This window comes from Streptomyces sp. NRRL B-3229 (assembly GCF_000719505.1).
Lineage (GTDB): Bacteria > Actinomycetota > Actinomycetes > Streptomycetales > Streptomycetaceae > Streptomyces > Streptomyces griseorubiginosus.
Genome location: NZ_JOGP01000026.1, coordinates 1 through 23,700, shown reverse-complemented (window position 1 = coordinate 23,700; position 23,700 = coordinate 1). Strand labels below are relative to the sequence as shown.

Annotated in this window: 15 protein-coding genes; 8 read left to right on the top strand and 7 right to left on the bottom strand. The window is 72.8% G+C overall.

Annotated elements, in window-relative coordinates; genetic code table 11:
* The first annotated feature begins 27 nt into the window (after positions 1-27).
* The 5 genes from IF54_RS0132310 (at position 28) to IF54_RS0132290 (ending at position 6,835) form a co-directional block, all read left to right on the top strand.
* A complete protein-coding gene (locus IF54_RS0132310) occupies positions 28-1,194 on the top strand; it encodes a DegT/DnrJ/EryC1/StrS family aminotransferase (protein WP_030325268.1) in 1,167 nt (388 codons plus the stop codon).
* Entirely contained in the window at positions 1,191-2,282 is a 1,092-nt protein-coding gene (locus tag IF54_RS0132305; protein WP_030325266.1) for a Gfo/Idh/MocA family protein, read from the top strand. The genes IF54_RS0132310 and IF54_RS0132305 overlap by 4 nt, the downstream gene beginning before the upstream one ends.
* Positions 2,283-2,329: 47 nt before the next feature.
* Positions 2,330-3,037, top strand: a complete 708-nt coding sequence (locus tag IF54_RS0132300) for an HAD-IA family hydrolase (RefSeq protein ID WP_078852180.1) — start codon at positions 2,330-2,332, stop codon at positions 3,035-3,037.
* A gap of 262 nt (positions 3,038-3,299) precedes the next feature.
* Positions 3,300-5,999 (top strand): helix-turn-helix transcriptional regulator, encoded by a 2,700-nt coding sequence (locus tag IF54_RS0132295; RefSeq protein ID WP_030325262.1) that lies wholly within the window; start codon positions 3,300-3,302, stop codon positions 5,997-5,999.
* Positions 6,000-6,043: 44 nt separating this feature from the next.
* Positions 6,044-6,835, top strand: a complete 792-nt coding sequence (locus IF54_RS0132290; RefSeq protein ID WP_030325261.1) for an arylamine N-acetyltransferase family protein — start codon at positions 6,044-6,046, stop codon at positions 6,833-6,835.
* Positions 6,836-7,551: 716 nt separating this feature from the next.
* Here the strand turns inward: IF54_RS0132290 and IF54_RS0132285 are convergent.
* Positions 7,552-8,988, bottom strand: coding sequence for an MFS transporter (locus tag IF54_RS0132285; protein ID WP_199821273.1), 1,437 nt, complete (start codon positions 8,986-8,988; stop codon positions 7,552-7,554).
* A gap of 182 nt (positions 8,989-9,170) precedes the next feature.
* Here IF54_RS0132285 and IF54_RS0132280 point away from each other — a divergent pair, with 182 nt between their 5' ends.
* Positions 9,171-9,635 (top strand): winged helix-turn-helix transcriptional regulator, encoded by a 465-nt coding sequence (locus IF54_RS0132280; protein ID WP_030325257.1) that lies wholly within the window; start codon positions 9,171-9,173, stop codon positions 9,633-9,635.
* Here IF54_RS0132280 and IF54_RS0132275 read toward each other — a convergent pair.
* The 3 genes from IF54_RS0132275 to IF54_RS0132265 all read right to left on the bottom strand — a co-directional run bounded on the left by IF54_RS0132275 (position 9,589) and on the right by IF54_RS0132265 (position 13,805).
* The gene (locus IF54_RS0132275) at positions 9,589-11,187 is read right to left on the bottom strand and encodes an FAD-dependent oxidoreductase (protein WP_063754990.1); all 1,599 of its coding nucleotides are present in this window, start codon (positions 11,185-11,187) and stop codon (positions 9,589-9,591) included. The genes IF54_RS0132280 and IF54_RS0132275 overlap by 47 nt on opposite strands.
* A gap of 37 nt (positions 11,188-11,224) precedes the next feature.
* Positions 11,225-12,760, bottom strand: coding sequence for an FAD-binding oxidoreductase (locus IF54_RS0132270; RefSeq protein ID WP_030325252.1), 1,536 nt, complete (start codon positions 12,758-12,760; stop codon positions 11,225-11,227).
* A gap of 82 nt (positions 12,761-12,842) precedes the next feature.
* Positions 12,843-13,805 (bottom strand): ROK family protein, encoded by a 963-nt coding sequence (locus tag IF54_RS0132265; RefSeq protein ID WP_051735617.1) that lies wholly within the window; start codon positions 13,803-13,805, stop codon positions 12,843-12,845.
* A 295-nt stretch (positions 13,806-14,100) separates the two neighbouring features.
* Between IF54_RS0132265 and IF54_RS40605 the strand changes: the two genes are divergently transcribed.
* Together IF54_RS40605 and IF54_RS0132255 are read left to right on the top strand one after the other, a co-directional pair.
* Positions 14,101-14,922 (top strand): lantibiotic dehydratase C-terminal domain-containing protein, encoded by an 822-nt coding sequence (locus IF54_RS40605; RefSeq protein ID WP_051735616.1) that lies wholly within the window; start codon positions 14,101-14,103, stop codon positions 14,920-14,922.
* A gap of 24 nt (positions 14,923-14,946) precedes the next feature.
* On the top strand, positions 14,947-15,987 hold the full coding sequence (locus tag IF54_RS0132255) for a 3-dehydroquinate synthase family protein (protein WP_030325246.1): 1,041 nt from the start codon (positions 14,947-14,949) through the stop codon (positions 15,985-15,987).
* A 239-nt stretch (positions 15,988-16,226) separates the two neighbouring features.
* Here IF54_RS0132255 and IF54_RS0132250 read toward each other — a convergent pair whose 3' ends face one another.
* The 3 genes from IF54_RS0132250 to IF54_RS44095 all read right to left on the bottom strand — a co-directional run.
* Positions 16,227-17,834, bottom strand: a complete 1,608-nt coding sequence (locus IF54_RS0132250) for a bifunctional 3-(3-hydroxy-phenyl)propionate/3-hydroxycinnamic acid hydroxylase (protein WP_030325244.1) — start codon at positions 17,832-17,834, stop codon at positions 16,227-16,229.
* Between the two features lies 1 nt (position 17,835).
* Complete coding sequence (locus IF54_RS0132245; protein WP_420790753.1) at positions 17,836-20,982, bottom strand: type I polyketide synthase; 3,147 nt, start codon at positions 20,980-20,982, stop codon at positions 17,836-17,838.
* Between the two features lie 24 nt (positions 20,983-21,006).
* Positions 21,007-23,700, bottom strand: a 2,694-nt coding sequence (locus IF54_RS44095; protein WP_037820930.1) for a polyketide synthase dehydratase domain-containing protein, incomplete at its 5' end; no start/stop codon positions are given.

Here is a 23,700-nt window from a genome sequence, read left to right as displayed (position 1 = left end):
CTTTTGACCGCGAAGGAGCAAATGGAAATGACTCAGAATTCTCGACCGAAGCCCGAATTCCCGGCGTGGCCGCAGTTCGGGGATGCCGAGCGCACCGGACTGGTGCGCGCCCTCGAACAGGGCCAGTGGTGGCGCATGGGTGGCAGCGAGGTCGACACCTTCGAGGAGGAGTTCGGCGCGTACCACGGCACCCCGCACGCCCTGGCGGTCACCAACGGGACGCATGCCCTCGAACTGGCCCTTCAGGTCCTGGGCGTGGGCCCCGGCACCGAGGTCATCGTGCCGGCGTTCACCTTCATCTCCTCCTCGCAGGCCGCTCAGCGGCTGGGTGCCGTGGCCGTGCCGGTGGACATCGACCCGGGCACCTTCAACATCGACCCGGTGGCCGCCGCGAACGCCGTCACCCCGCGCACCGCGGCGATCATGCCGGTCCACATGGCCGGTCAGATGTGCGACATGGACGCGCTGGCCAAGCTGTCCGCGGACAGCGGTGTGCCGCTGATCCAGGACGCCGCCCACGCCCACGGGGCGGAGTGGGCGGGCCGCAAGGTCGGCGAGCTGGGCGCGGTCGCCGCGTTCAGCTTCCAGAACGGCAAGCTGATGACGGCCGGTGAGGGCGGTCTCGTCACCTTCGTGGACGCCGAGCAGCGCGAGCAGGCGTTCCTGCGGCACAGCTGCGGCCGCCCCAGCACGGACCGTTACTACTACCACAAGACCTCGGGCTCCAACTTCCGGCTGAACGAGTTCTCCGCGAGCGTGCTGCGCGCCCAACTCGACCGGCTCGGTGGGCAGATCGACACCCGGGAACGCAACTGGCCGGTGCTGTCCGGGCTGCTGGCCGAGATCGACGGCGTACAGCCGCAGATCATCGACGAGCGGGTCACCCGCAACCCGCACTACATGGCCATGTTCCGTATCCCGGGCATGAGCGCGGAACGCCGCAACCAGCTCGTCGACGCGCTCATCGAGCGCGGGCTGCCGGCCTTCGCCGCGTTCCGCGCGATCTACCGCTCCGACGGCTTCTGGGAGACGGGCGCGCCGGACGAGTCCGTCGAGGGCATCGCCGCCCGCTGCCCGAACACCGAGGCCGTGTACGCGGACGCCATCTGGCTGCACCACCGCACCCTGCTCGCCGGTGAGCAGCAGATGCACCAGATCGCCGACATCCTCTCCGAGACCCTGGCAACGCTGTGACCACGCGCGTACGCGTGGCCGTCGTGGGGCTCGGCTGGGCGGGGCGGGAGATCTGGCTGTCCCGGCTGGTCGCGCACCCTGCGTACGAGGTGGTCGCGGTGGCGGACCCGTCGCCCGCCGCCCGCGAGGCCGCAGCGAAGGCGTGGCCGGGCGTCCGCGTACTGGCCGACGTCGGGGACGTGACCACGGAACTGGCGGACCTCGCCGTGGTCGCCGTACCGAACCATCTGCACAGTCCGGTGGCCAGCGGGCTGCTGCGGCGTGGTGTGCCGGTGTTCCTGGAGAAGCCCGTCTGCCTCAGCTCCGCCGAGGCGATCCGGCTGGGCGCGGCGGAGCGGGAGGCCGGCGCGGTGCTGCTCGCAGGCAGTGCCGCACGCTACCGCGCGGACGTCGCCGCCCTCGGTGCCGCAGTGGCCTGCAAGGCCGGCGAGATCCGGCACGTGGAGGTGTCCTGGGTGCGGGCCAAGGGGGTGCCGGACGCGGGCGGCTGGTTCACCCGCGGCGACCTCTCCGGCGGGGGTGCCCTCGTCGACCTGGGCTGGCATCTGCTGGACACGGTCACTCCGCTGCTCGGTGCGGTCGACTACGAGCAGGTCGTCGGCACGGTCTCCGGGGACTTCGTCAACGCGGCCGCGCACGGCACGTCCTGGCGGCACGGGGAGGGTGCGGCCCCGGCCGGCGCCGGGGACGTGGAGGACACCGCGCGCGGTTTCCTGGTCACCTCCACCGGGGTGTCGGTGGCCCTGCGGGCCAGCTGGGCGTCGCACGAGGCGCTGGACACCACCGTCATCCGCGTCGAGGGCAGCGCGGCGTCCGTCTCGCTGCACTGCACCTTCGGCTTCAGCCCCAACCGTGCGGGCGGCTCCGAGCTGCGGCTCGTCCGGGCCGGCGAATCCGCGCCGGTCCCGTTCGACGAGGAACCGATCGGAGCGGAGTACGACCGTCAACTCGACGCCCTGCCACGGCTGCTGACCGACCCCGGATACCAGGGCCGGGCCGTCGCCGACGCACGTCGGACCATCGGCGTCATCGAGCGGCTCTACGAATCGGCCCACCGCGCGCGGTCCGCGGTGCCGGCGGCCGTCTGAGCCGCCACCGCCACCGAACCCCACATACCGACGTCAGGGAGATCCCCATGCACTCTGGTATCGCCTTCGCCCCCGGAACGACCAGGGCCGCCGACGGTCCGTTCAGCCACCCCAAGAGCGTGGTCGTCTTCGATCTCGACGGTGTGATCGTGGACAGCTTCCCGGTCATGCGGGAGGCGTTCACGATCGCCTATGCCGAGGTCATCGGCGACGGAAAAGCGCCGTTCGAGGAGTACGAACGCCATCTGGGCCGATATTTTCCCGACATCATGAAGCTCATGGGGCTGCCGTTGGAGATGGAGGGGCCCTTCGTCCGGGAGAGCTACCGGCTCGCCGACCGGGTCCCGCTGTTCGCCGGCGTCACCTCGCTCCTCGAGGAGCTGCGCGAGCGCGGATTCCGTACGGCGATCGCCACCGGCAAGGCCGGCGCCCGCGCCCGGCATCTGCTGGACACCCTCGGCGTGCTGCACCACTTCGACCATGTCCTCGGCTCGGACGAGGTGGCACGCGCGAAGCCGGCGCCGGACATCGTGCTGCGCGCGCTGGAGTTGCTCGGTGCCCGGCCCGAGGACGCCATGATGGTCGGCGACGCCGTCACCGACATCGCGGCAGCCCGCGCCGCCGGTGTCGACACCGTGGCCGCGCTGTGGGGCGAGTGCGATGCGGCCGAACTGCTCGCCGCCGCCCCCGACGCAGTGCTGCACCGGCCGTCCGAGCTGCTGGCGTTGTGCCCGGCGGTGGCCGACATCGTCTGATCAGCACCCCGGGGCTGTGCCCCTTTGCGGCTCCGCGGCGGGGCCGCAAAGGGCACCGCCGACCGTCCGCTGCGCCATCGTGGCTGACCGCGCCCGCGCGGCGGAGCCGCATATTCCACAGCCCCACGCCCCTACAGGGCGCCCGCCGTTCGAATGGATGACCGGTTCCCGGCCGGTTGGTCGACGGGTTCCCGGGCGGTGGCCCGCTCCCGCCGATAGTGGACCCGGCCCGCGAACGGCCACCACGTCTGGGGGGTCAGCGATGCTTGTCGAACGCGAGGAACAACTGGGAAGGCTGCGCCGCGTCCAGGAGGCCGCGCTCGCCGGGAGAGGCCGGACGGCGTTGATCGAAGGGCCGTCCGCGTCCGGCAGGACGGAACTGCTGAACACCTTCGCCGACCGTGCGGAGGAGGCCGGTTTCCGGCTGCTGCACGCCATCTGCTCCCGGCCCGAACGCACCCACGCCCACGGGGTGGTCACCCAGTTGCTGCGCTACGCCGGCCCGGCCGGCCACGGCACGACGGCGCACTCCGCCGACGACCTGTGGGCCGCTCTGCTGGACCATTCCGCCGAGGGGCCGGTCCTGATCGCCGTGGACGATGTTCAGCACGCCGACGAACCCTCCCTGCGGATGCTGCTGCACCTCGCCCACCGGTTGCGCTCGGCCCCGATGGCCATGGTGTTCACCGACAACACCGACGTGGCCCCGGTCAACCTCCAGCTACGTGCCGAGCTGGTGCGGCAGGCGGGGCCGGACCGGCTGAAGGTCGGACCGCTCGGCGAGGCCGGCGTCACGGCGTTCCTCTCGCCACGCCTCGGCCCGGAGACCGCGCGCCGCCTCACCCCGTACTTCCGTGCCACCACCGGCGGCATCCCGCTGCTGCTGTCGTCCCTCGCCGACGACTGGGAGGCCTCCGACGGCGACGAGAGCGTCGGCCCGTCCTACTGCCTCGCGGTCCTCAGCTGCCTGCACCGCGGCGACGAGGCCGCGCTCGCGCTGGCCCGCGCCCTGGCCGTCCTGGGCCCCGACGCCGCCGACGACACCGTCGCCGCCCTGGCGGACGTACCCGTGGAGCCGGGGGTAAGAGTGCTGACGGCGGCCGGGCTGCTGCTTTCCGATGGCGGGTTCCGCGAGCCCGGGGTCCGCCAGGCCGTCCTGGACGACCTCGCTCCCCGCACGCTGGCCGCCCTCCACCGCCGCGCCGCCGGACTTCTGTACGACGGCGGGGCACCGGCCGGCCAGGTGGCCCGGCATCTGCTGGCGGCAGGCCGCGCCGACGAACCCTGGGCAGTGCAGGTCCTGTTGGAGGCCGCCGACCACGAACTGCTCGCCGACCGGCCCGACGCGGCCGCCGTCTGCCTGGAGCTCGCCCAGCGTTCCAGCGGCGATCTGACCGAACGGGCCGAGATCCTCGCCCGGCTGGCCCACACCGAGTTCCTCTCCGACCCCGCGCCCGCCGCCCGCAGTCTGCCGCAGCTCGTCACGGCCGACCGGGCGGGCCGGCTGCGGTTCGCCGAATCGGTACTGCTGATACGGCAGTTGCTGTGGCACGGACGGAATGCGGAGGCGGCGGAGGCACTCGAACGGCTGCGCACAGCTGCCACCGCCCGCGGGGCGGTCTCCGGCGAGCAGAGCGACCTGGAGCAGTGGCTGGGCTGGGCCCATCCGCAGCTCGCCCGGCCGGCCCGCACCCCCGTTCCGGGCCCGCGCCGCCCGGGCGGTGGCAGCGTGGTGACGCTGCGCAGCGAGCCCTGGCTGGAGCGCGCCGCCGCGCTCGCCGGGGAGCTGGCCCGGGATCGGCAGGTGGCGGTGGAGCGGGCCGAGCATGTGCTGTGGGACCTGCGGCTGAGCCGTTCCGCGTACTGGTCCGAGGAGGCCGCGCTGCTGGCCCTGCTCACGCTGGCGCACGGGGACCGGACGGACAGCGCGGCCGAATGGTGCGAACGCCTCGCGCTGGACGCCGCCGAACGCGCCACGCCCACCTGGCAGGCTGTCTTCCAGGCGGTGCGCGCCACCGTCGCCGTACGCCAGGGGGACCTGGCCGCGGCCTTCGAGCGCGGGCGGCTGGCGCTGGAGCTGCTGCCGGCCAAGTCGTGGGGGGTGGCCATCGGGCTGCCGCTGTCCGGGCTGATCGTCGCCACGACCCGGATGGGCCGGTACGACGAAGCGCTGCGCCATCTGTCGCAGGCTGTGCCGTCGGCGATGTACGAGAGCTGGTACGGACTGCCCTTTTTGCAGGCGCGCGGCATCCATCATCTGGCGACGCATCACCACCGGGCCGCGCTCGGCGACTTCCTGTCCTGCGGGGAGTTGCAGCGCCAGTGGGGTGTACAGGGCTTCGGTCCGCTGCCCTGGCGGGCCGGGGCAGCCGAGGCGTGCATCCAGCTGGGCAACATGGACCGGGCCAAGCAGCTGGTGCACGAGCAGTTGTCCCGGCCGGGCGCGAGCGGCGGGCGGGCCCGGGGCATCGCGCTGCGGCTCTACGCGGCGACCTGTGCGCCGGGGCGCGGACTGCAACTGCTCAACGAGGCACTCGAGCTGCTGGAATCGGCCGGGGACCGCTTCGAACAGGCGCGGGTGCTGGGCGACATGAGCCGGCTGTACAACGCGGTGGGCGAGCAGCGCCGGGCGCGGATGCTGTTCCGGCAGAGCCTGCACGTCGCGAAGGCGTGCGGGGCGCAGCCGCTGGCCCAGGAGCTGCTCGCGGGGTCCGCCGACGGCGAGGCGGACCGGGTGCCCCCACCGGAGACCCGCGGTGCGGCGGGCGGACTGACCGGCTCGGAGACGCGGGTGGCCTCGCTGGCGGTCATGGGATACACGAACCGTGAGATCGCGGCGAAGCTCTACGTCACACCGAGCACCGTGGAACAGCACCTCACCCGGGTCTACCGGAAGCTGAGGATTCAGCGCCGTCAGGACCTTCCGTCGTTCCTGTGGCCGAACGCCTCCAAGGCGGGCTGAAGGCCACGTTCTCGATTCCCGTTTCCTGCATGGAGGTTTTCCAGGTGTTCGACACAGATGCCTATCTGAAGAAACTGGGTTACTCGGGTCCCCTCGACCCGACCCCCGAGCTGCTGCGGACGCTCCACAAGCTGCACCTGATGAAGGTGCCGTTCGACAACTCGCTCAATGCCGGGCGGGGGTTGGACATCTGGGAGTACGTGGACATCGACGTCGACGAGACGTTCGACGCGGTCGTCTCCGAGGGGCGTGGAGGTGTCTGCCACGAGCTCAGCGGGCTCTTCCGCAACCTGCTCACCCGGCTGGGCTTCGACGTCTCCGTGATGGCCGCGGGGGTCCGGATGGCGAACGGCCAGTTCGGGCCCGAGCTGGAGCACATGTTCCACGTGGTGCGGTTCGGTGACGAGCGGTGGCTGGTCGACGTCGGCTTCGCAGGGCCCTCCTTCCTGGAGCCGCTGCGGCTGGCCGAGGGTGAGCAGGAGCAGTACGGCTGCACGTACCGGCTGGACCCCGAGGACGGGTACTGGACGCTCAACCGGCGTCCGCGCGACGGCGCGTGGGAGGTCGTCTACCGGTTCCCCGACGTCGTACGGGATCTGTCGGAGTGGCGGGGCGAGCCCGCGCTGCGGGAGTACGCGCGCGAGCTCAACTCGGCCGTGACGCTGATCCGGGGCCGTGCCTTCGAGACCGGTCAGCTGACCCTGATCGGCAAGCGGCTGATCACGGTCGCGGGCGGCCGCCAGCAGATCCGCGTCCTGGTGAAGCCGGCGGACTACGAGAACGCGGTGGGCACCATCCTGGCCCCGGAGGAGACCCTCCTGGTCACGGAGGCCTGACCGCCCCGCACACATCCGAGCACAACGACGACGAGGGTGCCCCTCCACCACGGAGGGGCACCCTCGTCGTCACATCTGCCCCGACCTGTGCGCCTTCCGCCCAGGACGAGCGACCGCCGAAGGCGGGGCTTGATGGAGCATGGACGGTACTGCGTCGCCGTACCCGGCGAATGGCTGCACCGCTTCAGCCCTCGGGCGTCGGGGAGCCGGGGGCCCGAGGGCCGGGGGATGTGGCGCAGCCGCCTGTAAGTGTGCCGCTGCCAACTCTGGCCCTGCCTGCACCACTTCACCCATGGCGAGCACCGGCCCCGAGCAGAGAGCAGACGGCGCTGCTTCCGCGAGGCCCGAAGGCGACGGTCGGGCGTCGGCGGGGTGGCACGTGGCGCGCCTGGACACGTGCCCGCCGCCGGCTCTGCCCCCGCCTCCGCGGGCACTCACCCCAGGGGCCGGAGAGCCTGCTGCGCCGGATGTCCGGAGAGCGTCCGTCCTCGGCGGCAGGTCCGACGTGTTGCCGCCACAGCAGCGCGGGTCCGCTGAACGGCCACCCGCGTCGGCCCACCCCACGCATGGGTGCCCCGCATCTGCTGGTCCCGAGATCCCGCGCCGCGTCGGTGGGTTCAGTCGGCGGTGGCCCTGCCCTGCGTGGGGAGGGGACGCCTTCGCCCGCCAGTGCCGGGGCACTGGCGGGCGGGTGGGGTGGGGAGCGGGGTGTGACGTCAGTTGATGGTCTGGGGCTGGGCGGCCTCCGTGATCGCCGGTTCCGGTGCGGCCTGGACGTCCGTGTCCTGGGCCGCCGCCTTCTGGGACTTGACGCGGAAGGCGAGGAACGCACCGGCGATGGCCGCCACGCCGCCCACGAGGGCGGCGAGCTGGAGGCCGTTCACCACGTCGCCGACCGCGTTGTGCGCACCCTCGCCCAGGTCGAGCCCGGAGTTCGCGACCGCGATCAGCGCGGCCATGCCCATCGCGCCGCCGATCTGCGCGGAGGTCTGGGCGAGCGCGGAGGCGACGCCCTGCTCGTCGGGCGCGGCGTCCGAACCGGCGGCCATGAACATCGCCGGGTAGATCATGCCGGCGAACAGGCCCCACAGCAGGACGGCCGGGAGCAGGGGCCAGAAGCTGTGGCTCGTGGACATGGACGCGGCGAGCACGATCATGGCCGTACCGACTCCGAGCATGCCCGTGAACAGCGCCGTGCGCACGCCCCAGCGCTTGACCACCAGGGGCAGCAGCTTGTTGGAGCCGAGCATGGCGACCGCGCTCATCGGCAGGAAGGCGAGGCCGGCCTGCAACGGGCTGTAGCCCATGACGTCCTGGAGCTGGATGAAGAACAGGTAGTGCAGGGTGTTGATGGCCCCCTGGAAGACGAAGATGATCAGGATCGCGGTGAGCAGGCCTCGGTAGCCGAAGAGACGGGACGGGGCCAGCGGGTCGGCGGTACGGGCCTCCAGGGCGAAGAACCCGACGCCCAGGGCGAGGCCGACGGCCAGCACGATGATCGTGCGGGCGGAGGCCCAGCCGGCCTCGGGGCCGCTGATCAGGCCGAAGACCAGGAGGGTGGAGGCACCCGTGGCGAGCAGCGCGCCCGGCAGGTCGAAGCCGCGGGCGTCGCCCTGCACCGCGTCGGCGTCGAAGTTCGACAGCAGGCCGGCGATGGCGATGAGGCAGAGCGGGACGTTCACGAAGAACACCCACTCCCAGCCCAGGTAGTTGGTGAGCAGACCGCCGACCATCGAGCCGATGATCGCGCCGGAGGCACCGGCGGTGCCCCACCATGCGTACGCCTTGCCGCGCTCCTCGTCCGAGAAGCTGGTGTTGATCAGCGACAGGGTGGCCGGGAAGAGCAGTGCGCCGCCCAGTCCCTGGACCACACGGGCCGCGATCAGCAGACCCGGGCTGCCGGCCAGGCCGCCGGCCATCGACGCCAGGCCGTACAGGCCGAGGGCGAGGACGAGCATCCGGCGGGCGCCGAGGCGGTCCACCGCGCGGCCGCCGATGAGCAGGGCGCCGCCGAGACCGACCGAGTAGGCGCTGACCACCCATTGCAGCGACTGCGCCGAGAAGCCGACCTCACGGCCGATCTCCGGCAGCGCCACGTACACGATGTTGTAGTCGACGGAGAAGATGAGCATGCAGAACGCCAGCAGTGCCATCTTCGTAGCCGGCCGGCCGGAGGACCGGACAGGCGATGTGGCAGACATATGCCTTTTTCCTTTCTGATGGATGTGCAATCAACGGGGGTGTTCTGTCAGGTATCAGTCGGTGTGCTGACGTTACGTCTTGTTACTGACTCCATCATCTGTAACGATGGCCTGACTGGGAAGGAGGCACTTTTATGTCCCAACGGAACACGGGTGTAACCGAGCTGGACACGGACGCCATGACCGATGTGGAGGCCTGTCCGGTGCGCGAGGTGCTGGAGCGGATCAGCGGGAAATGGAGCATCCAGATCATCCTGGTGGCGGCCGAGAAACCGGTCCGCTTCACCGAACTGGAGCGCACCATCCCGGGCATCAGCCGACGCATGCTCACCCTGACCCTGCGCAGCCTGGAGCGGGACGGCCTGCTGGTGCGCACCGTCTACCCCACCGTCCCGGCGAAGGTCGTCTACAGCGTCACGGACAGCGCACGCGAACTGCACGACGCCTTCGTCACGTTGATGGACTGGGCGGAACGCAACCGTGGTGCGGTCACCGCGGCCAGGGCGGCCTACGACAGCGCCGCCCTGGCCGCCGCCGAGGAGGAGGAGCCCGCTACGCCACTGCACGCAGCGTCGTCGGGTCGTCGGGGTCGGCAGTGACGGTGAACCCGGCCGCGGTGATGACCTCGGCGTAGTCCTCCCGGTCGCCCCCGTCCAGGCGTGCCACCAGGATCGGCGCGCCGCCCTCGACGGCGAAGCCGGGCTGCTGGTCCGTGAACTCCGGCAGCCCCGCCTCGCGCAGCGCGGCCCGGATCCGCTCGGCGTCCCGGTCCTCGAGGGTCCACAGCGGACGCCCGTACGCGCCGTGCCCGAACTCCGGCTCGGTGCCCTCGGGCGCGTGCCGGGCGGCGCGGACGATCTCGGCCGTGAGCGAGGGCTCCCACAGAGCCATCGGCGGCACCAGGAGGTGCTGCACCGAGAGGATCACCTTGCGGACCTCGCCGGAGACCTGCGCGGCCAGCTGCGCCTGGGTGGAGTAGCGGCCGAACAGCTCGGCGGCGTAAGGGCGTTGGCCCACCGTCTCGGCGTAGTCGAAGTCACCGCCGATGGCGGCCTGCCACGGCACGAACAGCACCCCGGCGGCCTCCTGGTAGAAGGCGCGGGACAGCTCCGCGGTGACGCCCTCGTGGTCGGCGAGGAGCCGGCCCAGGGCGAGCGCCTCCTGTGCGGCGCAGGTCATGCCCTGCCCGTACAGCGGGTTGAAGCTACAGATGGCGTCGCCGAGGGCCAGATAGCCGGCCGGGACCTCCTCGATGGCCTCGAAGTGGCGCCGCCGGTTAGCCGGGTACTGGAAGGCGACCGGCTCGGTGAGCGGCTCGGCCTGGCGGACGAGCTTGGCGATGATCGGGTCCGGCAGGCTGTCCGCGTGCTGTAGGAACCCCTCCTCGGTGGCGGCCGGGTAGTCGCGGTGCCAGCCGCCGACCGAGACCAGCCACTGGTCGTCCTCGATCAGCAGCGCGGCGCCGATGCGCTTCTCGGCCGGCGGGGTGGGCTGCACGAACGCGGCCTTGACGTCGAGGTCGCCGGGCACGTGCCGGTACAGGCGGCTGACGTAGCCGACGTTGACCTTGACCTCCTCCACCTCAGGGGTGGCGTATCCGAGTGCCGACAGCCAGCGGTCGGAGCGGCTGCCGCGTCCGGTGGTGTCCACGACCAGGTCGGCGGCGAGCCGCTCGGTGCCCTCCAGGAGCACCTCGGTGATGCGGCCGTCGGCGCCGCCGAGCCCGGAGACCGAGGTGCCGGGGCGCACGGTGACGTTCGGCAGCGCCTCGACCCGCCGGCGGATGGTGTACTCCAGCAGCGGACGGCTCATGGAGACGAACGGCTGCCCGCTGTGCACCGGGTTCCAGGCGGCGCCGAGCCGGTAGAGGTGGAGGTCCGCGCCCGAGTCGAAGACCTGGGCCCCGGCCGCGACGAGTTCCTCGCCGAGGCCGGGGAACAGCTCCTCCAGGGCGCGCTGGCCGGCCACGAGCAGCACATGCGAGTGCTGCCCCTGCGGTACACCGCGGCGCGGCCGGCCGCCGTCGGGCAGCTCGTCGCGGTCGACGACCACGACGGCCTCGAACGCGTCGGACAGCGACGTGGCCGCGGTCAGGCCTGCGATGCCGGCGCCGATGACCACCGCGGTGCCGCGCCTGGTCGAATCACTCATGATCGGTTCTCCTCGTTCCGTGTCCGGGTACGTGGCGTCACTGGGTGGTGCTGCCGATGGAGCGGGGGTGGCGGAAGAAGTTGTCGGGGTCGTAGCGGTGCTTGACGGTCAGCAGGCGCTGGTAGTTGCCGCCGTAGTACTGGGTGGCCCAGTCGGGCAGCTGCGAGCCGGGGAAGTTGACGTACGCCCCGTCCCCCAGCGGGTTCAGCAGCGCGGCGCCCTTCTCCACGAAGGCGGTCGCCGCCTGCTCGTCCTCGGGATGCGTCGGCTGGTCGAGCTGGGTGGTGAAGCCGACGATGAAGTTGGCGGAGCGGTGCGGGAAGGCGGTGGCGTCCGGGGCGACGGCGTTGGCGGCGCCGCCGACGGACATGCAGTGCAGGAAGCGGCGCTGGCCCGGCCGGCGGTCGCCCTCCCACGCCGTGACGAGCCGGTTCAGCTCGGTCGGCGAGAACGGCTTGTCGAAGAACCGGTAGGCCTCGCGCAGCCAGCCGACCCGGTGCAGCAGCGCGTCGGGGTTGGTGCCTTCCCGGTGGCACTGGTCCTGGGTGAGATCGCCGCAGCCGTAGGCGGTCTTCATCGCCTCGTGGTACGGCAGGTCGCTCGCCGACCTGCTGGTGGGCTGGGTCCCCACCAGGGAGGTCAGCTGGTCCAGGGCGGCGGTGGCCCCGGCCGCGGAGCCGTGGTAGCCGCCGGTGACGATGATCTGCGGGACCGCACCGGGAGCGGCGTCGGGGAGCATGAAGATGAGCGCCGAGCCGAGGGCGAGCGGGCTGGTGAGCTGCCAGGTCTGCCAGGCGGCGAACACCGCCTCGGCCCTGTCCCACGACCAGGTGGTGTTGAAGAAGACCATGCGCGGTGCGGCGATCGGGGTCACCTCGAACTCGGTGACGACGCCGAAGTTGCCGCCGCCGGCGCCGCGCAGGCCCCAGTACAGATCAGGGTGCTGCGTGGCCGAGGCGCGCACCAGACGACCATCCGCGAGCACCAGCTGGACGGAGCGGACGTGGTCCAGGCCCATGCCGAACTTGCGGGTCTGGTAGCCGATTCCGCCGCCGGAGAGGAAGCCTCCCGGGCACACGGTGGGGCAGGTGCCGCAGACGAGCTGCTTGTCGTAAGGGGCCAGCGCGGAGAGCGCGTCGACCGAGGTCAGTCCCGGACCGATGCGGACCGTCGAGGTGCCGACCGTGGCGTGGCGGATACGGGAGACGTCGACGACCAGGCCCTCGCCCGTGGACCAGCCGCGGTAGTTGTGTCCGCCGCTGCGGGTGCGCACGGATATGCCCTGGTCGCGGGCGAATCTTATGGAGGCCTGCACATCTGACGGTGTCTCGCAGTAGGCGACGGCCGACGGGTGGACGGCGTCGAACTCGGCGAACTGGTTCTGCTTGGCGAGGTCGTAGCCGGCGTCGGCCGGCAGGACAAGGTCGCCCTTGAGGCGGGAACCCAGTCCTGTCCAGTCATCGGCGGCGACGGCCGGTGCTCCCGTGGCCATGGTGCCCGCCCCGGCGGCCGACGCGGCCAGCGCCAGCCCGGCTCCTGCTCCGGCCCGGAGAACGTTTCGACGTGTGTACACGGCACTCCTCGAAGTGAGTCGACTGATGGAAGGGGTGGCGCGGCCGGGCCGGGGGCGGGGTTGTGTGGCCTGCGCGGCACCACTATCGGGCCGTGCGGACCACTGCCGGGGAATCCGCCGCCCACTGCCCGATGCCGCCCGCGACGGTGGCCGCGCCGCGTGCGAGCTGCACCGCGCCGTGCAGGGAGGAGAGGCCGCCGAGGAGCGCCTCGCGGTGGACGGGGGCGGGGTGGCCGGGGCGGGACAGCTGCCCGGCGTGGCGGGCCACCAGGGCCGTGAAGCCGGACAGCCCTGCGGCGAATCCGCCGCCCACGACCACCGCGGCGGGATGCAGCAACTCGGTGGCCGAGACGACGGCCGTGGCGAGGGCGGCGCAGCCTTCGTCGACGGCGACCACGGCCCAGGACACCCGCTGCCGCCAGCCCTCGCACAACTCGGCGTAGGTCACGGGCGCGTCCCGGAGTTCGGCCGCCCGGCGCAGCACGGCGGGGCCGGAGGCGCGGGCCTGGACGCAGCCGCGCCGGCCGCAGTCGCACGGGGCGCCGAAACGCTCGATGACGAGGTGCCCGAGTTCGAAGGAGCCGCGGGTGGGGCCGGGGCAGAGCTCGCCGCCGAGGACGCTGCCGCCGCCGATGCCGGTACCGACGCCGACGTACAGCACGTCGGCGAGGTCCGCGGCCCGGGCCTCGGCGAGTGCGGCGAGATCGCCGTCGTCGGCGACGGACACGGTGCCCCCGGGCAGCATGCGGCGCAGTTCCGCCGCGAGGTCCAGGCCGGCCCAGGAGGGGCGGTTGGGCCAGGCCGTCACGCGGCCGTCGGGGCCCAGCGTGGCGGGCAGGGCGACGCCGGCCGCGGCGATCGGTCCTGGCCAGCGGCGCCGTACGCCCGCGAGGCACTCGGCCAGTGCGGCCATGTCCTCGTGTGCGTCCGCGGCCGGAGTCCAGCGGAAGGTGGTCAGGTGCGGTTCGGTGTCCGCGCCCTCCACCCGGGCGGCGACCTTGGTGCCGCCGATGTCGATACCGAGAAATCCCGTGACACCACTCATTCCGTGGAGTCTCGGCGGCCCGCCCCACTGCCCGGCAATCGCACATCCACCTGCCGGACCCCGGCGGCGACGAGCAGCGCGCGCAGCCCGGCGGCACTGGTGCCGCCTGGACCGTGAACCGCCCCAGGCGGGCAGGGGGCCGGGAATTGCCACCCCCTCCCCGATCCCCCTATTTCCGCCCTGAGTTCGGCTCCGGGGCCTCGTGCTCGCCCTCGGCGGGGATTTCGGGGTGCTGCGGAGCCTAGCCTCGCCGCATCCGTCCACTGCCCCGCCATTCCACGAGGAGATTTCCGCGATGAACCGTCAATGGCTCTTCGTCCGACTGCCCAACCCCATGCGGAGCCGGCCGGAGCAGCACGCCGTCCGGGTCGTGACCACGATGGTCGGCGAGCTGGTGGACCATCTGCGCACACAGGACCCGGACGCTCAGTGGGAGTTCCGGCGGCCGGACGCCACGGGCGGGCCGGACCTCGGCCTGTGGTTCCATTCGGCCGAGCCGGTGCTCAAGGAGCTGGAGCGTCGGCTGCTGGCTCGCTCCTCCGCCCACAACTGGCCGATGATCACCTGCACTTACGCGCCTGAGACGGTCAAGTACCACTCGCCGGGGACGCTGCGGACGGCGCACCGGCTGGCCACGGAGTCCAGTTCGTTCGCGCTGGAGCTGCTCCTGGACGGTGGAGGGGACCCGGCTCAGCGGCAGTGGCTGGCCCTGGCGCATCTGTGGCAGATCACCGCCCTCGTGCCCGAGCGGGAGCGGGCCGCGTTCCTCTTCCACCTCTGGCAGTTCGGCACGGACGGCCTGGACCCGGCGGAACGGGCTCGGCTCGCGGCGGAGGCGGACGCCCCCGCGGGGGTCCCCGACGGCGTGTGCGTGCCCGGCGACGTGGCGCTGTGGGACCGGTACCTGTCCGCGGTCCGTGCCGTCGCCGCCGCCGGCCGGGAGGACGTCATACCCGTCAACTTCCTGCTGTACGACCACGTGCTGCTCACCCACGAACGGCTGGGCATACCGGCCCGCACCGGAGCCCGGGCGGCCCGCACGGTCCGCTCGGCCCTCGCCGCGGACACTCCTCTGCCGACCGCGTTCACGGGCCTGACGCCCCTGCAATCGGCCTGACCGAAGGGATCACCCTTGACTGCTGTGACCACCGCAACCACCGCGCACCGCGTCGACGTGGAGCTGGGCGAGCGCTCGTACCCGGTGCACATAGGCGCGGGCGTACGACATCGACTGGCGGGCGTCCTGGACCGGCTGGGTGTCCGCAAGGCCGTCGTGGTCTCCGCCCGGCCGCGGGCCCTGCTGCCGGAGACGGGGCTGCCCACGCTGCATCTCCCGGCGCGGGACGGGGAGGAGGACAAGTCGCTCGCCACCGTGGAGCGGATGTGCCGGGCCTTCGCCGAGTACGGGCTCAGCCGCGCGGACGCCGTCGTCTCCGTCGGCGGCGGCACCACCACGGACTCCGTCGGACTCGCCGCGGCTCTTTACCACCGGGGGCTGCCGGTGATCCATCTGCCGACGACGCTGCTCGCCCAGGTCGACGCCAGCGTCGGCGGGAAGACCGCGGTGAACCTGCCGCAGGGCAAGAACCTGGTCGGCCAGTACTGGCAGCCGTCCGCGGTGCTGTGCGACACCGACTTCCTCGACACTCTCCCGGAACGCGAGTGGCGCAACGGGTACGGGGAGATCGCCCGCGCTCACTTCATCGGCACCGGGGATCTGCGGGGACGCCCGCTCGTCGAGCAGATCGCGGCGAGCGTGGCGTGCAAGGCGGGCATCGTCGCCGCCGACGAACGGGACGCCTCGCTGCGGCACATCCTCAACTACGGGCACACGCTGGGGCACGCCCTGGAGCGGGCCAGCGGTTTCGCCCTGCGGCACGGCGAGGCCGTCGCGATCGGCACCGTGTTCGCCGGCCGGCTGGCCGGAGCGCTGGGCCGGATCGACGAGGCGCGGGTCGCCGAGCACGAGGAGGTCGTCCGGGACTACGGGCTCCCGCACCGGCTGCCGGCCGGGCTGCGGGACGCGGACCTGGTCGCGCTGATGCGGCTGGACAAGAAGGCGATGACGGATCTCTCCTTCGTGCTGAGCGGGCCCGAGGGCCCCGAACTGGTCTCCTCCGTCCCGGAGGAGGTGGTCGTCCGGGTCCTCGCGGAGATGCCGCGAGAGGCCCGCGAGAACTGACTGCTGGAATCTGGACGTCGCATGGCCCCGGGCCGCTCTTTCCGCGCCGCTTCTCGCCGCGGAAGGAGCGGCCCTCGGCCGTGCTCCCCCGGTCTTTCACCCCGCACACAGCCTCGCAGACCGCACACATTCGGCCACCACCGCCGGCCCATCGGCTCTCCGATGGCCGCGCGATACGCCGAGGAGGCCGCCCCCGGTGACGGGGTGCGGCCTCCTCGGCGTACAGGCTGCGGCCCACTTCAGGCGGGGACCACCTCCCGCAGCGCGGTGCGGGCCTCGTCGAGCAGGGCGCGCACGTCCTCGGGGCCCGCGGCGGCTCCGTAGACGTAGAAGTCGGGCCTGATCAGGAGCGTGGTCGCGGAGGCCGTGGACAGGAACGGGAGGTAGACGTCGTCGACGTCGACCACCTCGCCGGGGACGGCCCGTGCCGGGTCGGTGCCGGAGGGCAGGACGCGGACGATCCTGGTGCCGAGACCGGCCAGGAACGCACGGTCCGGTTCGGTGAGCAGGAGTTCGGGGTCCTCGGTCGTGAGCAGGACGAAGCCGAGGCCGACGATCTCGTCGAACAGGGCGGTCCGGTTGCCCTGGGCGACGCGGGCCTGCGGGGAGAGCGCGCCGGCGGGCTTGGCGGGCCTGCCGTTCGCCGTGCGGCGCAGAAAGCCCTTGGTGAGGGGCTGGAGAGGCGAACGCTGCGGGGGCACGGAGCCGGCGGCCGCCGCGCGCTCCGCGGCCGCCCGCATCACCAGGTCCCGGTCGGCGGCCGCCTTCGGGTCGGTCTGGCAGATGATGCGGCCCAGGTTCACCGACATGGTGACGGCGTGCTTGACGTGGGTGCGGCGCTCGTCCTCGTAGTGGTCGAGGATCTCGGGGCCGGTCAGGCCGGCGAGCAGCGCGTCGAGTCGCCAGGCCAGCGCGCCCGCGTCCCGGAAACCGGAGGACATGCCCTGGCCGGCGAACGGCGGCATCACATGGGCGGCGTCGCCCGCGATGACCAGCCGGCCCCGGTGCCAGCGCTCGGCCGAGCCGGCCCGGAAGCTGTAGACATGGTGGCGGCGGAGCGTGGAGTTCGCCGGTGACACGTCGAAGAGCTCCAGCAACCGCCAGCAGCTCTCCGGGGTGTTGAGCCCCTCGACCGTCTCCCCCGCGATCCGCATGAACTCGTAGCGGCGATGGCCGGGGCCTGCGGACACCGAGGTGCGGGGGCGGGCCGGGTCGCAGATCTGAAGGTTGTTGGGGTCGAAGACGCGGTCGTCGTGGTGGACGACGTCGCAGACCAGCCAGTCGTGGGAGAAGCCGAGGTCGGCGATCTCGGTGCCGATGGCGCGGCGGACGAAGCTGTTCGCGCCGTCGCAGCCGACCACCCAGGAGGCGGTGAGGAGCCGTTCCTCGCCGTCCGGTCCGAGGGCCGTCACACGGACCGTTCCGTCCGGAGCGGCGTCCTCCTCGATGCGGACGACCTCGTGGCCGCGGTGCAGGGTGATGAGGTCGTGGCCGGCCCCGCGGGCCTCCATCTCGGCCTCGAGCGCGGGCTGGTACATCGAGGTGGACTCGGGCCACCCGGCCAGCTTCCGCTCGGATCCGTCGATGTGCAGCAGGACCTGGCCGTCGGCATTCTGCCAGCGGTACTCGCCGGAGGGCTCGCCGATCCGGCCGACGAGTCCGCCGATGCCGGCCGCGGACAGCGTCCGGGCGCCCTCGCCGTCGAAGGCCACGGCTCGCGGCATGGGGTAGGCCTGCGGCCAGCGTTCCACGGCGGTGACGGTGCGCCCCCGGTCTGCCAGGAGCAGCGCGAGCAGCTGGCCGACCGGGCCGTAGCCGACGATCAGGACGTCGGAGTGCTCCGTCATCTCATTCGCCTCCTTCGGCGGCCAGCTGCTCCAGAAGGAACTCGGCGACGTAGCCCGGGGTCGGGTAGTCGAAGAGCAGCATCGGGCTGAGGGTGAGGCCGGTGGCCTCGACCAGCCGGTTGCGCAGTTCGACGGCGCTCAGCGAGTTGAAGCCGACCTCGAAGAACGGGCTCTCGCCGTCGAGTTCGTCGTCGAAGGTGTCGTCCGGGTTCTGCTCGGTGCGGGCGGTCTCCGCCTCCGCCGCGACCAGGTCGACCAGCAGGGCGAGCTGCGCGTCCGCGTCCAGCCCGGCCAGCCGTGCCTGGAGCCCTCGGCGGGTGGCGTCCTGGGCCTCGGCGCCGGGGTCGGCGGCGCCGGTCTCCGTCTCGGGGGTGCTGATCGTCTCGGTGGTCACGGCGTGGGCCTCCAGCCAGTAGTTGCGGCGCTGGAAGGCATACGTCGGCAGGTCCGCCCGCCGTGCCCCCGGGAAGAGCGCCGTCCAGTCGATGGGAACGCCCCGGGTGAACAGTCCGCCGGCCGCGGTGAGCGCGGTCTGTGCGTCGGGGGCGTCGACGCGCAGTGCGGGCAGGAAGACAGCGCCGTCGTCGGCGGTGTCCAGGCAGCCGGGGCCCAGCGCGGACAGCACCGCGGCGGGGCCCAGCTCCAGGAAGGTGGCGACGCCCTGGGAGCGCAGCGCGCGGATGCCGTCGGCGAAACGGACCGCGCCCCGGACATGCCGCACCCAGTACTCGGGCGAGGTGAGTTCCTCCGCGGTGGCCGGCCGGCCGGTGAGATCGGAGATCACCGGGATGCGCGGCTCCTGGTACGTGAGGGTGGCGGCGATCTGCCGGAACTCCGCCAGCATCGGGTTCATCAGCGGCGAGTGGAAGGCATGGCTGACCGTCAACTGCTTGGTACGGCGGCCGAGTTCGCCGAAGTGAGCACCGATCGCCAGTGCTTCGGCCTCGGTTCCCGAAACCACCACGGACCGCGGGCCGTTGACGGCGGCGAGGCCCACGCCCTCGGTGAGCAGGGGCCGCACCTCGTCCTCGGTGGCCTGTACGGCGACCATCGCGCCGCCGGACGGCAGCGCCTGCATCAGACGGCCGCGCGCGGCGACCAGCCGGGCCGCGTCGGCCAGGGACCACACCCCGGCGACGTGGGCGGCGGTCAGCTCGCCGATGGAGTGCCCGGCCAGGGCGTGCGGGCGCACACCCCAGGACTCGTACAGGCGGTACAGCGCGACCTCGACGGCAAACAGTGCGGGCTGGGTGAACTCGGTGCGGTCCAGAGCGTCCGCGTCCTCGAGGACGACCTCTTTCAGGGGCCGCGGCAGATGCCGGTCCAGCTCCGCGGCGACCGCGTCGAAGGCCTCCGCGAACACGGGATACGTCGCGTACAGCTCCCGTCCCATGCCGACGCGTTGGGCGCCCTGCCCGGTGAACAGCACCGCGAGTCGGCCCTTGGTGCGGCTGCCGCGGGCCACGCCGGGGAGCGATCCGGTACTCCCCTCGGCGAGCGCCCGGACCTTGGCGCGCAGGGTGTCGGTGTCGTCGCCGACGACCACGGCACGCTCGTCGAAGGCGGTGCGGGTCAGCACCAGCGCGTGTCCGATGTCGTACGGATCCGCGGGGTGGTCCGCCGCGTCGAGGAACGCGTCGAGGCGGGTGGCCTGGGCGCGCAGTGCGTCGGCGGTCTTCGCCGACAGCGCCCAGGCGACGGGGCCGGCCGCGCGCACGGAGCCGGTGCCGGGCTCGGGCTCAGGTGCCGGTTCGGGTGGGGCCTCCTCCAGCAGGACGTGTGCGTTGGTGCCGCTGATGCCGAAGGACGACACGCCCGCCCGACGCGGGCGTCCCTCCTCCCGGGGCCATGGGCGGGCCTCGGTGAGCAGTTCGACGGCGCCCTCGGACCAGTCCACCTTCGGTGTCGGCTGCTCCACGTGCAGGGTCTTCGGCAACTGCTCGTTGCGCAGCGCCAGCACCGTCTTGATGACTCCGGCGACCCCGGCGGCGGCCTGTGCGTGCCCGATGTTCGACTTCAGGGAGCCGAGCCACAGCGGGCGCCCGTCCGGCCGCCCCTGGCCATAGGTGGAGAGGAGGGCCTGGGCCTCGATGGGGTCGCCGAGTACGGTGCCGGTGCCGTGCGCCTCCACCGTGTCCACGTCGGCGGGCGTCAGGCCGGCGTTGGTGAGGGCGGCCCTGATGACCCGTTCCTGGGAGGGCCCGTTGGGCGCGGTCAGGCCGTTGGACGCGCCGTCCTGGTTGACGGCCGTACCGCGCACGACGGCGAGCACGGGGTGCCCGTTGCGCCGCGCGTCGGACAGCCGCTCCAGCAGCAGCACGCCCGCGCCCTCGGCCCAGTTGGTGCCGTCGGCGGTGGACGAGAACGCCTTGATACGCCCGTCGGCGGCGAGCGCCCGCTGAGCGGCGAAACCGACGTAGGCGTCGGGTGTGGCCATCACGGCAAGCCCGCCGGCCAGGGCCAGGGAGCACTCGCCACCGCGCAGTGCCTGTACGGCCATGTGCAGGGTGACCAGCGAGGAGGAGCAGGCGGTGTCGACGGTGACGGACGGGCCGGTCAGGTCGTACAGATAGGAGACCCGGCCCGAGAGCACGCTGCCGGACTTGCCGAGCCCGAGGAACGCCTCGACGCCGTCGGGGACCTGGCGCACTCCGTTGGCGTAGTCGTGGTACATCAGGCCCGCGAAGACGCCGGTGTCGCTGCCGCGGACGGTGTGCGGGTCGATGCCGGCCCGCTCCAGCGCCTCCCAGACCAGTTCGAGGAGGATGCGCTGCTGCGGGTCGGTGCCCAGGGCCTCCCGTTCGGAGAGGCCGAAGAAGCCGGCGTCGAACCCGCCCGCGCCGTGCAGGACCCCGGCCTCCTTCACATAGGTGGTGCCGGGGTGGCCGGGTTCGGGGTGGTAGAGGCCGTCCAGGTCCCAGCCGCGGTCGGTGGGGAAGCCGGTGACGGCGTCGTGGCCGCCGGACACCAGGGCCCACAGCTCCTCCGGTGAGCCGACCCCGCCGGGCAGCCGGCAGGCCATGCCCACGATGGCCACCGGCTCCTGGGCAGCGGCCGTGATCCGCTCGTTCTCCCGTCGCAGCCGCTCGTTCTCGGTGAGGGACGCTCGTAGCGCCTCGACGAGTCGTTCGTCGGAAACAGTCATGATCTTCTCTCCCGGTCCGAGACCGAATCAGTTGGTCGAGCCGCTCAGGGCGCGCGCCACGAGGCTCTCCACGTCCATGCCGGCGATCAGGTCGTCCGCCGCTGCCTCCGGTGCGGGCGCCTGAGCCGCTGTCTCCTGCGGGTCCGTCTCCTGCGGGTCCTGCGGAACCAGCGACTCGTCCAGGCGCCGCGCGAGCGCGGTCGGCGTCGGGTGGTCGAAGACGAGGGTGGCGGGCAGCCGCACCCCCGTGCGGGCGCCAAGCTGGTTGCGCAGTTCGACCGCCGTCAGCGAGTCGAAGCCCAGGTCCTTGAACGCCTGGTCGTCCGCCACCTGCTCCGCTCCCGCCAGGCCCAGCACGGCGGCGGCCTGCTCGGCGACCAGGTCGAGGAGGGCCTGGCGCCGCTCCTCCCGCGACAGCGCGGCCAGTCTCTGGGCGAGGGACTCGACGGCAGCCGCCCCGGCCGACCGCACGGACCTCCGGGCCGGTACGACCAGACCGCGCAGCAGAGCGGGCACGGCGTCCTCCCCGGTGCGGCTGCGCAGGGCCGGGAAGTCGAAGCGGGCCGCGACCAGCGCCGCGTCGGGGGCGTGCAGCGCGGCGTCGAAGAGGGCGAGACCCTCGGCCCCGCCGAGCGCCCGCATGCCGCTGCGGCTCATCCGCTCGCGGTCGCTGTGCGTGAGGGAGTCCTGCATGCCGCCGTCCTGCTCCCACGGCCGCTCCACCGACGCCAGAAGCCCTTCGAGAGCCGCACGGTCCGAGGCGTCACACGCCTCGATCCGCACCTCGGCACCCAACTCACCCAGCTCCACAGCCAGTTCGGCCGCCCCCTCGGCCCGCGGACCACGCCGGCCCACCAGCAGCAGATGCCGCACACCATGGACGGTCACCAGATGCCGCGCGAGCAGCGCGCCAAGGGTGCCGGTGCCGCCCGTGATCAGGACGGTGCCTTCCGGGTCGAGGGGCCGGCCGGATGTACCGCCGGCGGTCGCACGGGCCAGGCGGAGGGCGGCGACCGCCCCGTCCCGTATCACCAGCTGCGGCTCGCCGGAGACGGCGGCAGCGGCGATCTGCCGAGGAGTGGCGCTGTGGTCGGCGTCGACGAGGACGTACTGCCCGGGGTTCTCGGTCTGTGCCGAGCGGACCAGTCCCCATACGGCGGCGGCCGCGGGGTCGGCAGCGTCGGCCCCCTTGGTGTGCAGCACGAGGGTCGACTCCGGGCCACCGGACCAGTTCTGGACGAAGTCCAGCGCCCGGCCGGCGAGTTCGCGGGCGCGGGCGGGCCCGGCCGGGGCCTCGGCCTCGGTCAGGTCGGCGATGACCACGGGAGCCGCGTCCCGCCCCAGCACGCTCAGGTCCTCGCCCGCCACGGCGAACGCCACGTCCTCGGCGCCGACGGCCACGGGTGTCCGTTCGACCCGGAACAGGGCGTCGGGCGCCTGGGACGCGCCGAAGGCTCCGGGCGACAGCGGGCGGGTGATGAGGGTGCCGATGTCGGCGACGGGCGTGCCGGTCGAGTCGGCGAGGTTCAGCGAGATGCCGTCGGCGCCGACGGGGACCGCGCGGACGCGCAGCGCGGTGGCGCCGGACGCGTGCAGGGCCACCTGGTTCCAGGCGAACGGCAGCCGGGTCAGCCCGCCGTCCGTGCCGCAGAAGGTGCCGATCTGCAACGCGGCATCCAGGAGGGCAGGGTGGATGCCGAAGCCCTCGGGCGCCTGCTCCTCCGGCAGGACGACCTCCGCGTAGACCTCCTCGCCCCTGGTCCACACGGACGTGAGGCCCTGGAAGGCGGGCCCGTACGCCAGCCCGGCCTCGCGCCGGCCGTCGTAGAAGCCCTCCAGAGCCATTTCCTCGGCCCCGGCGGGCGGCCAGGACATGAGGTCGAACTCCGTTGCAGTGACGGCCTGTTCGGTGAGCGTGCCGGTGAGGTGCCGGGTCCACGGAGCGTGGGGCCCGGCGTCCTGCGCGGCCGAGTAGAGGCTGACGTCACGCCGCCCGTCCTCGACCCCGCCGACGACCACCTGGACACGCACCCCGCCGGTCTCGGACAGCACCAGCGGCGCCTCGATCACCAGCTCCTCGACCGCGCTCGCGCCCGCCTCGTCACCGGCCCGCACCACCAGCTCGACCAGCGCCGCACCCGGCACCACGACCGACCCCGCCACCGCGTGATCCGCCAGCCACGGATGACTTCGCAGCGACAACAGCCCGGTCGCCAACACGCCACCGGAATCCGGAAGTCGAGTGACCGCACCCAGGACGGGATGGTCGGCCAGGTCGAGTCCCAGTCCGACGGCATCGGAGCGGGTCTCCAGAGGGCGCAGCCAGTACCAGTCCCGCTGGAAGGCGTACGTCGGAAGGTCCACCCGGCGCCCACCCGGGGCCAAGGCGGCCAGGTCCGCAGGCACTCCGGCGGCGAAGAGCCGACCGACGGCAGTCACGGCGGCCCGCGCCTCGGGAGCGTCCGCACGCTGGAACGGCACGAACAGGGCGTCCTCGGTGACGCACTCCTGCCCCAGGGCGGTGAGCACACCGGCGGGCCCGAGTTCGAGGAACGCGGTGACGCCCTGCTCCTGAAGGGCGGGAATGGCATCCGCGAAACGGACGGCCTCGCGGACGTGTCTCACCCAGTACTCGGGAGAGGTCAGCTCACCCGAAGTCGCGGGCTTTCCGGTGACGTTGGAGACCACGGGGATGCGCGGTTCCGCGTACGTGAGCCCGGC

What these genes read in the sequence shown, in the direction of transcription:
- IF54_RS0132300 (WP_078852180.1), top strand. Translation starts at nt 2,330, where the DNA reads ATGCACTCTGGTATCGCCTTCGCCCCCGGAACGACCAGGGCCGCCGAC.
- IF54_RS0132275 (WP_063754990.1), bottom strand. Translation starts at nt 11,187, where the DNA reads ATGAGTGATTCGACCAGGCGCGGCACCGCGGTGGTCATCGGCGCCGGC.
- IF54_RS0132265 (WP_051735617.1), bottom strand. Translation starts at nt 13,805, where the DNA reads ATGAGTGGTGTCACGGGATTTCTCGGTATCGACATCGGCGGCACCAAG.
- IF54_RS0132310 (WP_030325268.1), top strand. Translation starts at nt 28, where the DNA reads ATGACTCAGAATTCTCGACCGAAGCCCGAATTCCCGGCGTGGCCGCAG.
- IF54_RS40605 (WP_051735616.1), top strand. Translation starts at nt 14,101, where the DNA reads ATGAACCGTCAATGGCTCTTCGTCCGACTGCCCAACCCCATGCGGAGC.
- IF54_RS0132250 (WP_030325244.1), bottom strand. Translation starts at nt 17,834, where the DNA reads ATGACGGAGCACTCCGACGTCCTGATCGTCGGCTACGGCCCGGTCGGC.
- IF54_RS0132280 (WP_030325257.1), top strand. Translation starts at nt 9,171, where the DNA reads ATGTCCCAACGGAACACGGGTGTAACCGAGCTGGACACGGACGCCATG.
- IF54_RS0132285 (WP_199821273.1), bottom strand. Translation starts at nt 8,988, where the DNA reads ATGGCACTGCTGGCGTTCTGCATGCTCATCTTCTCCGTCGACTACAAC.
- IF54_RS0132295 (WP_030325262.1), top strand. Translation starts at nt 3,300, where the DNA reads ATGCTTGTCGAACGCGAGGAACAACTGGGAAGGCTGCGCCGCGTCCAG.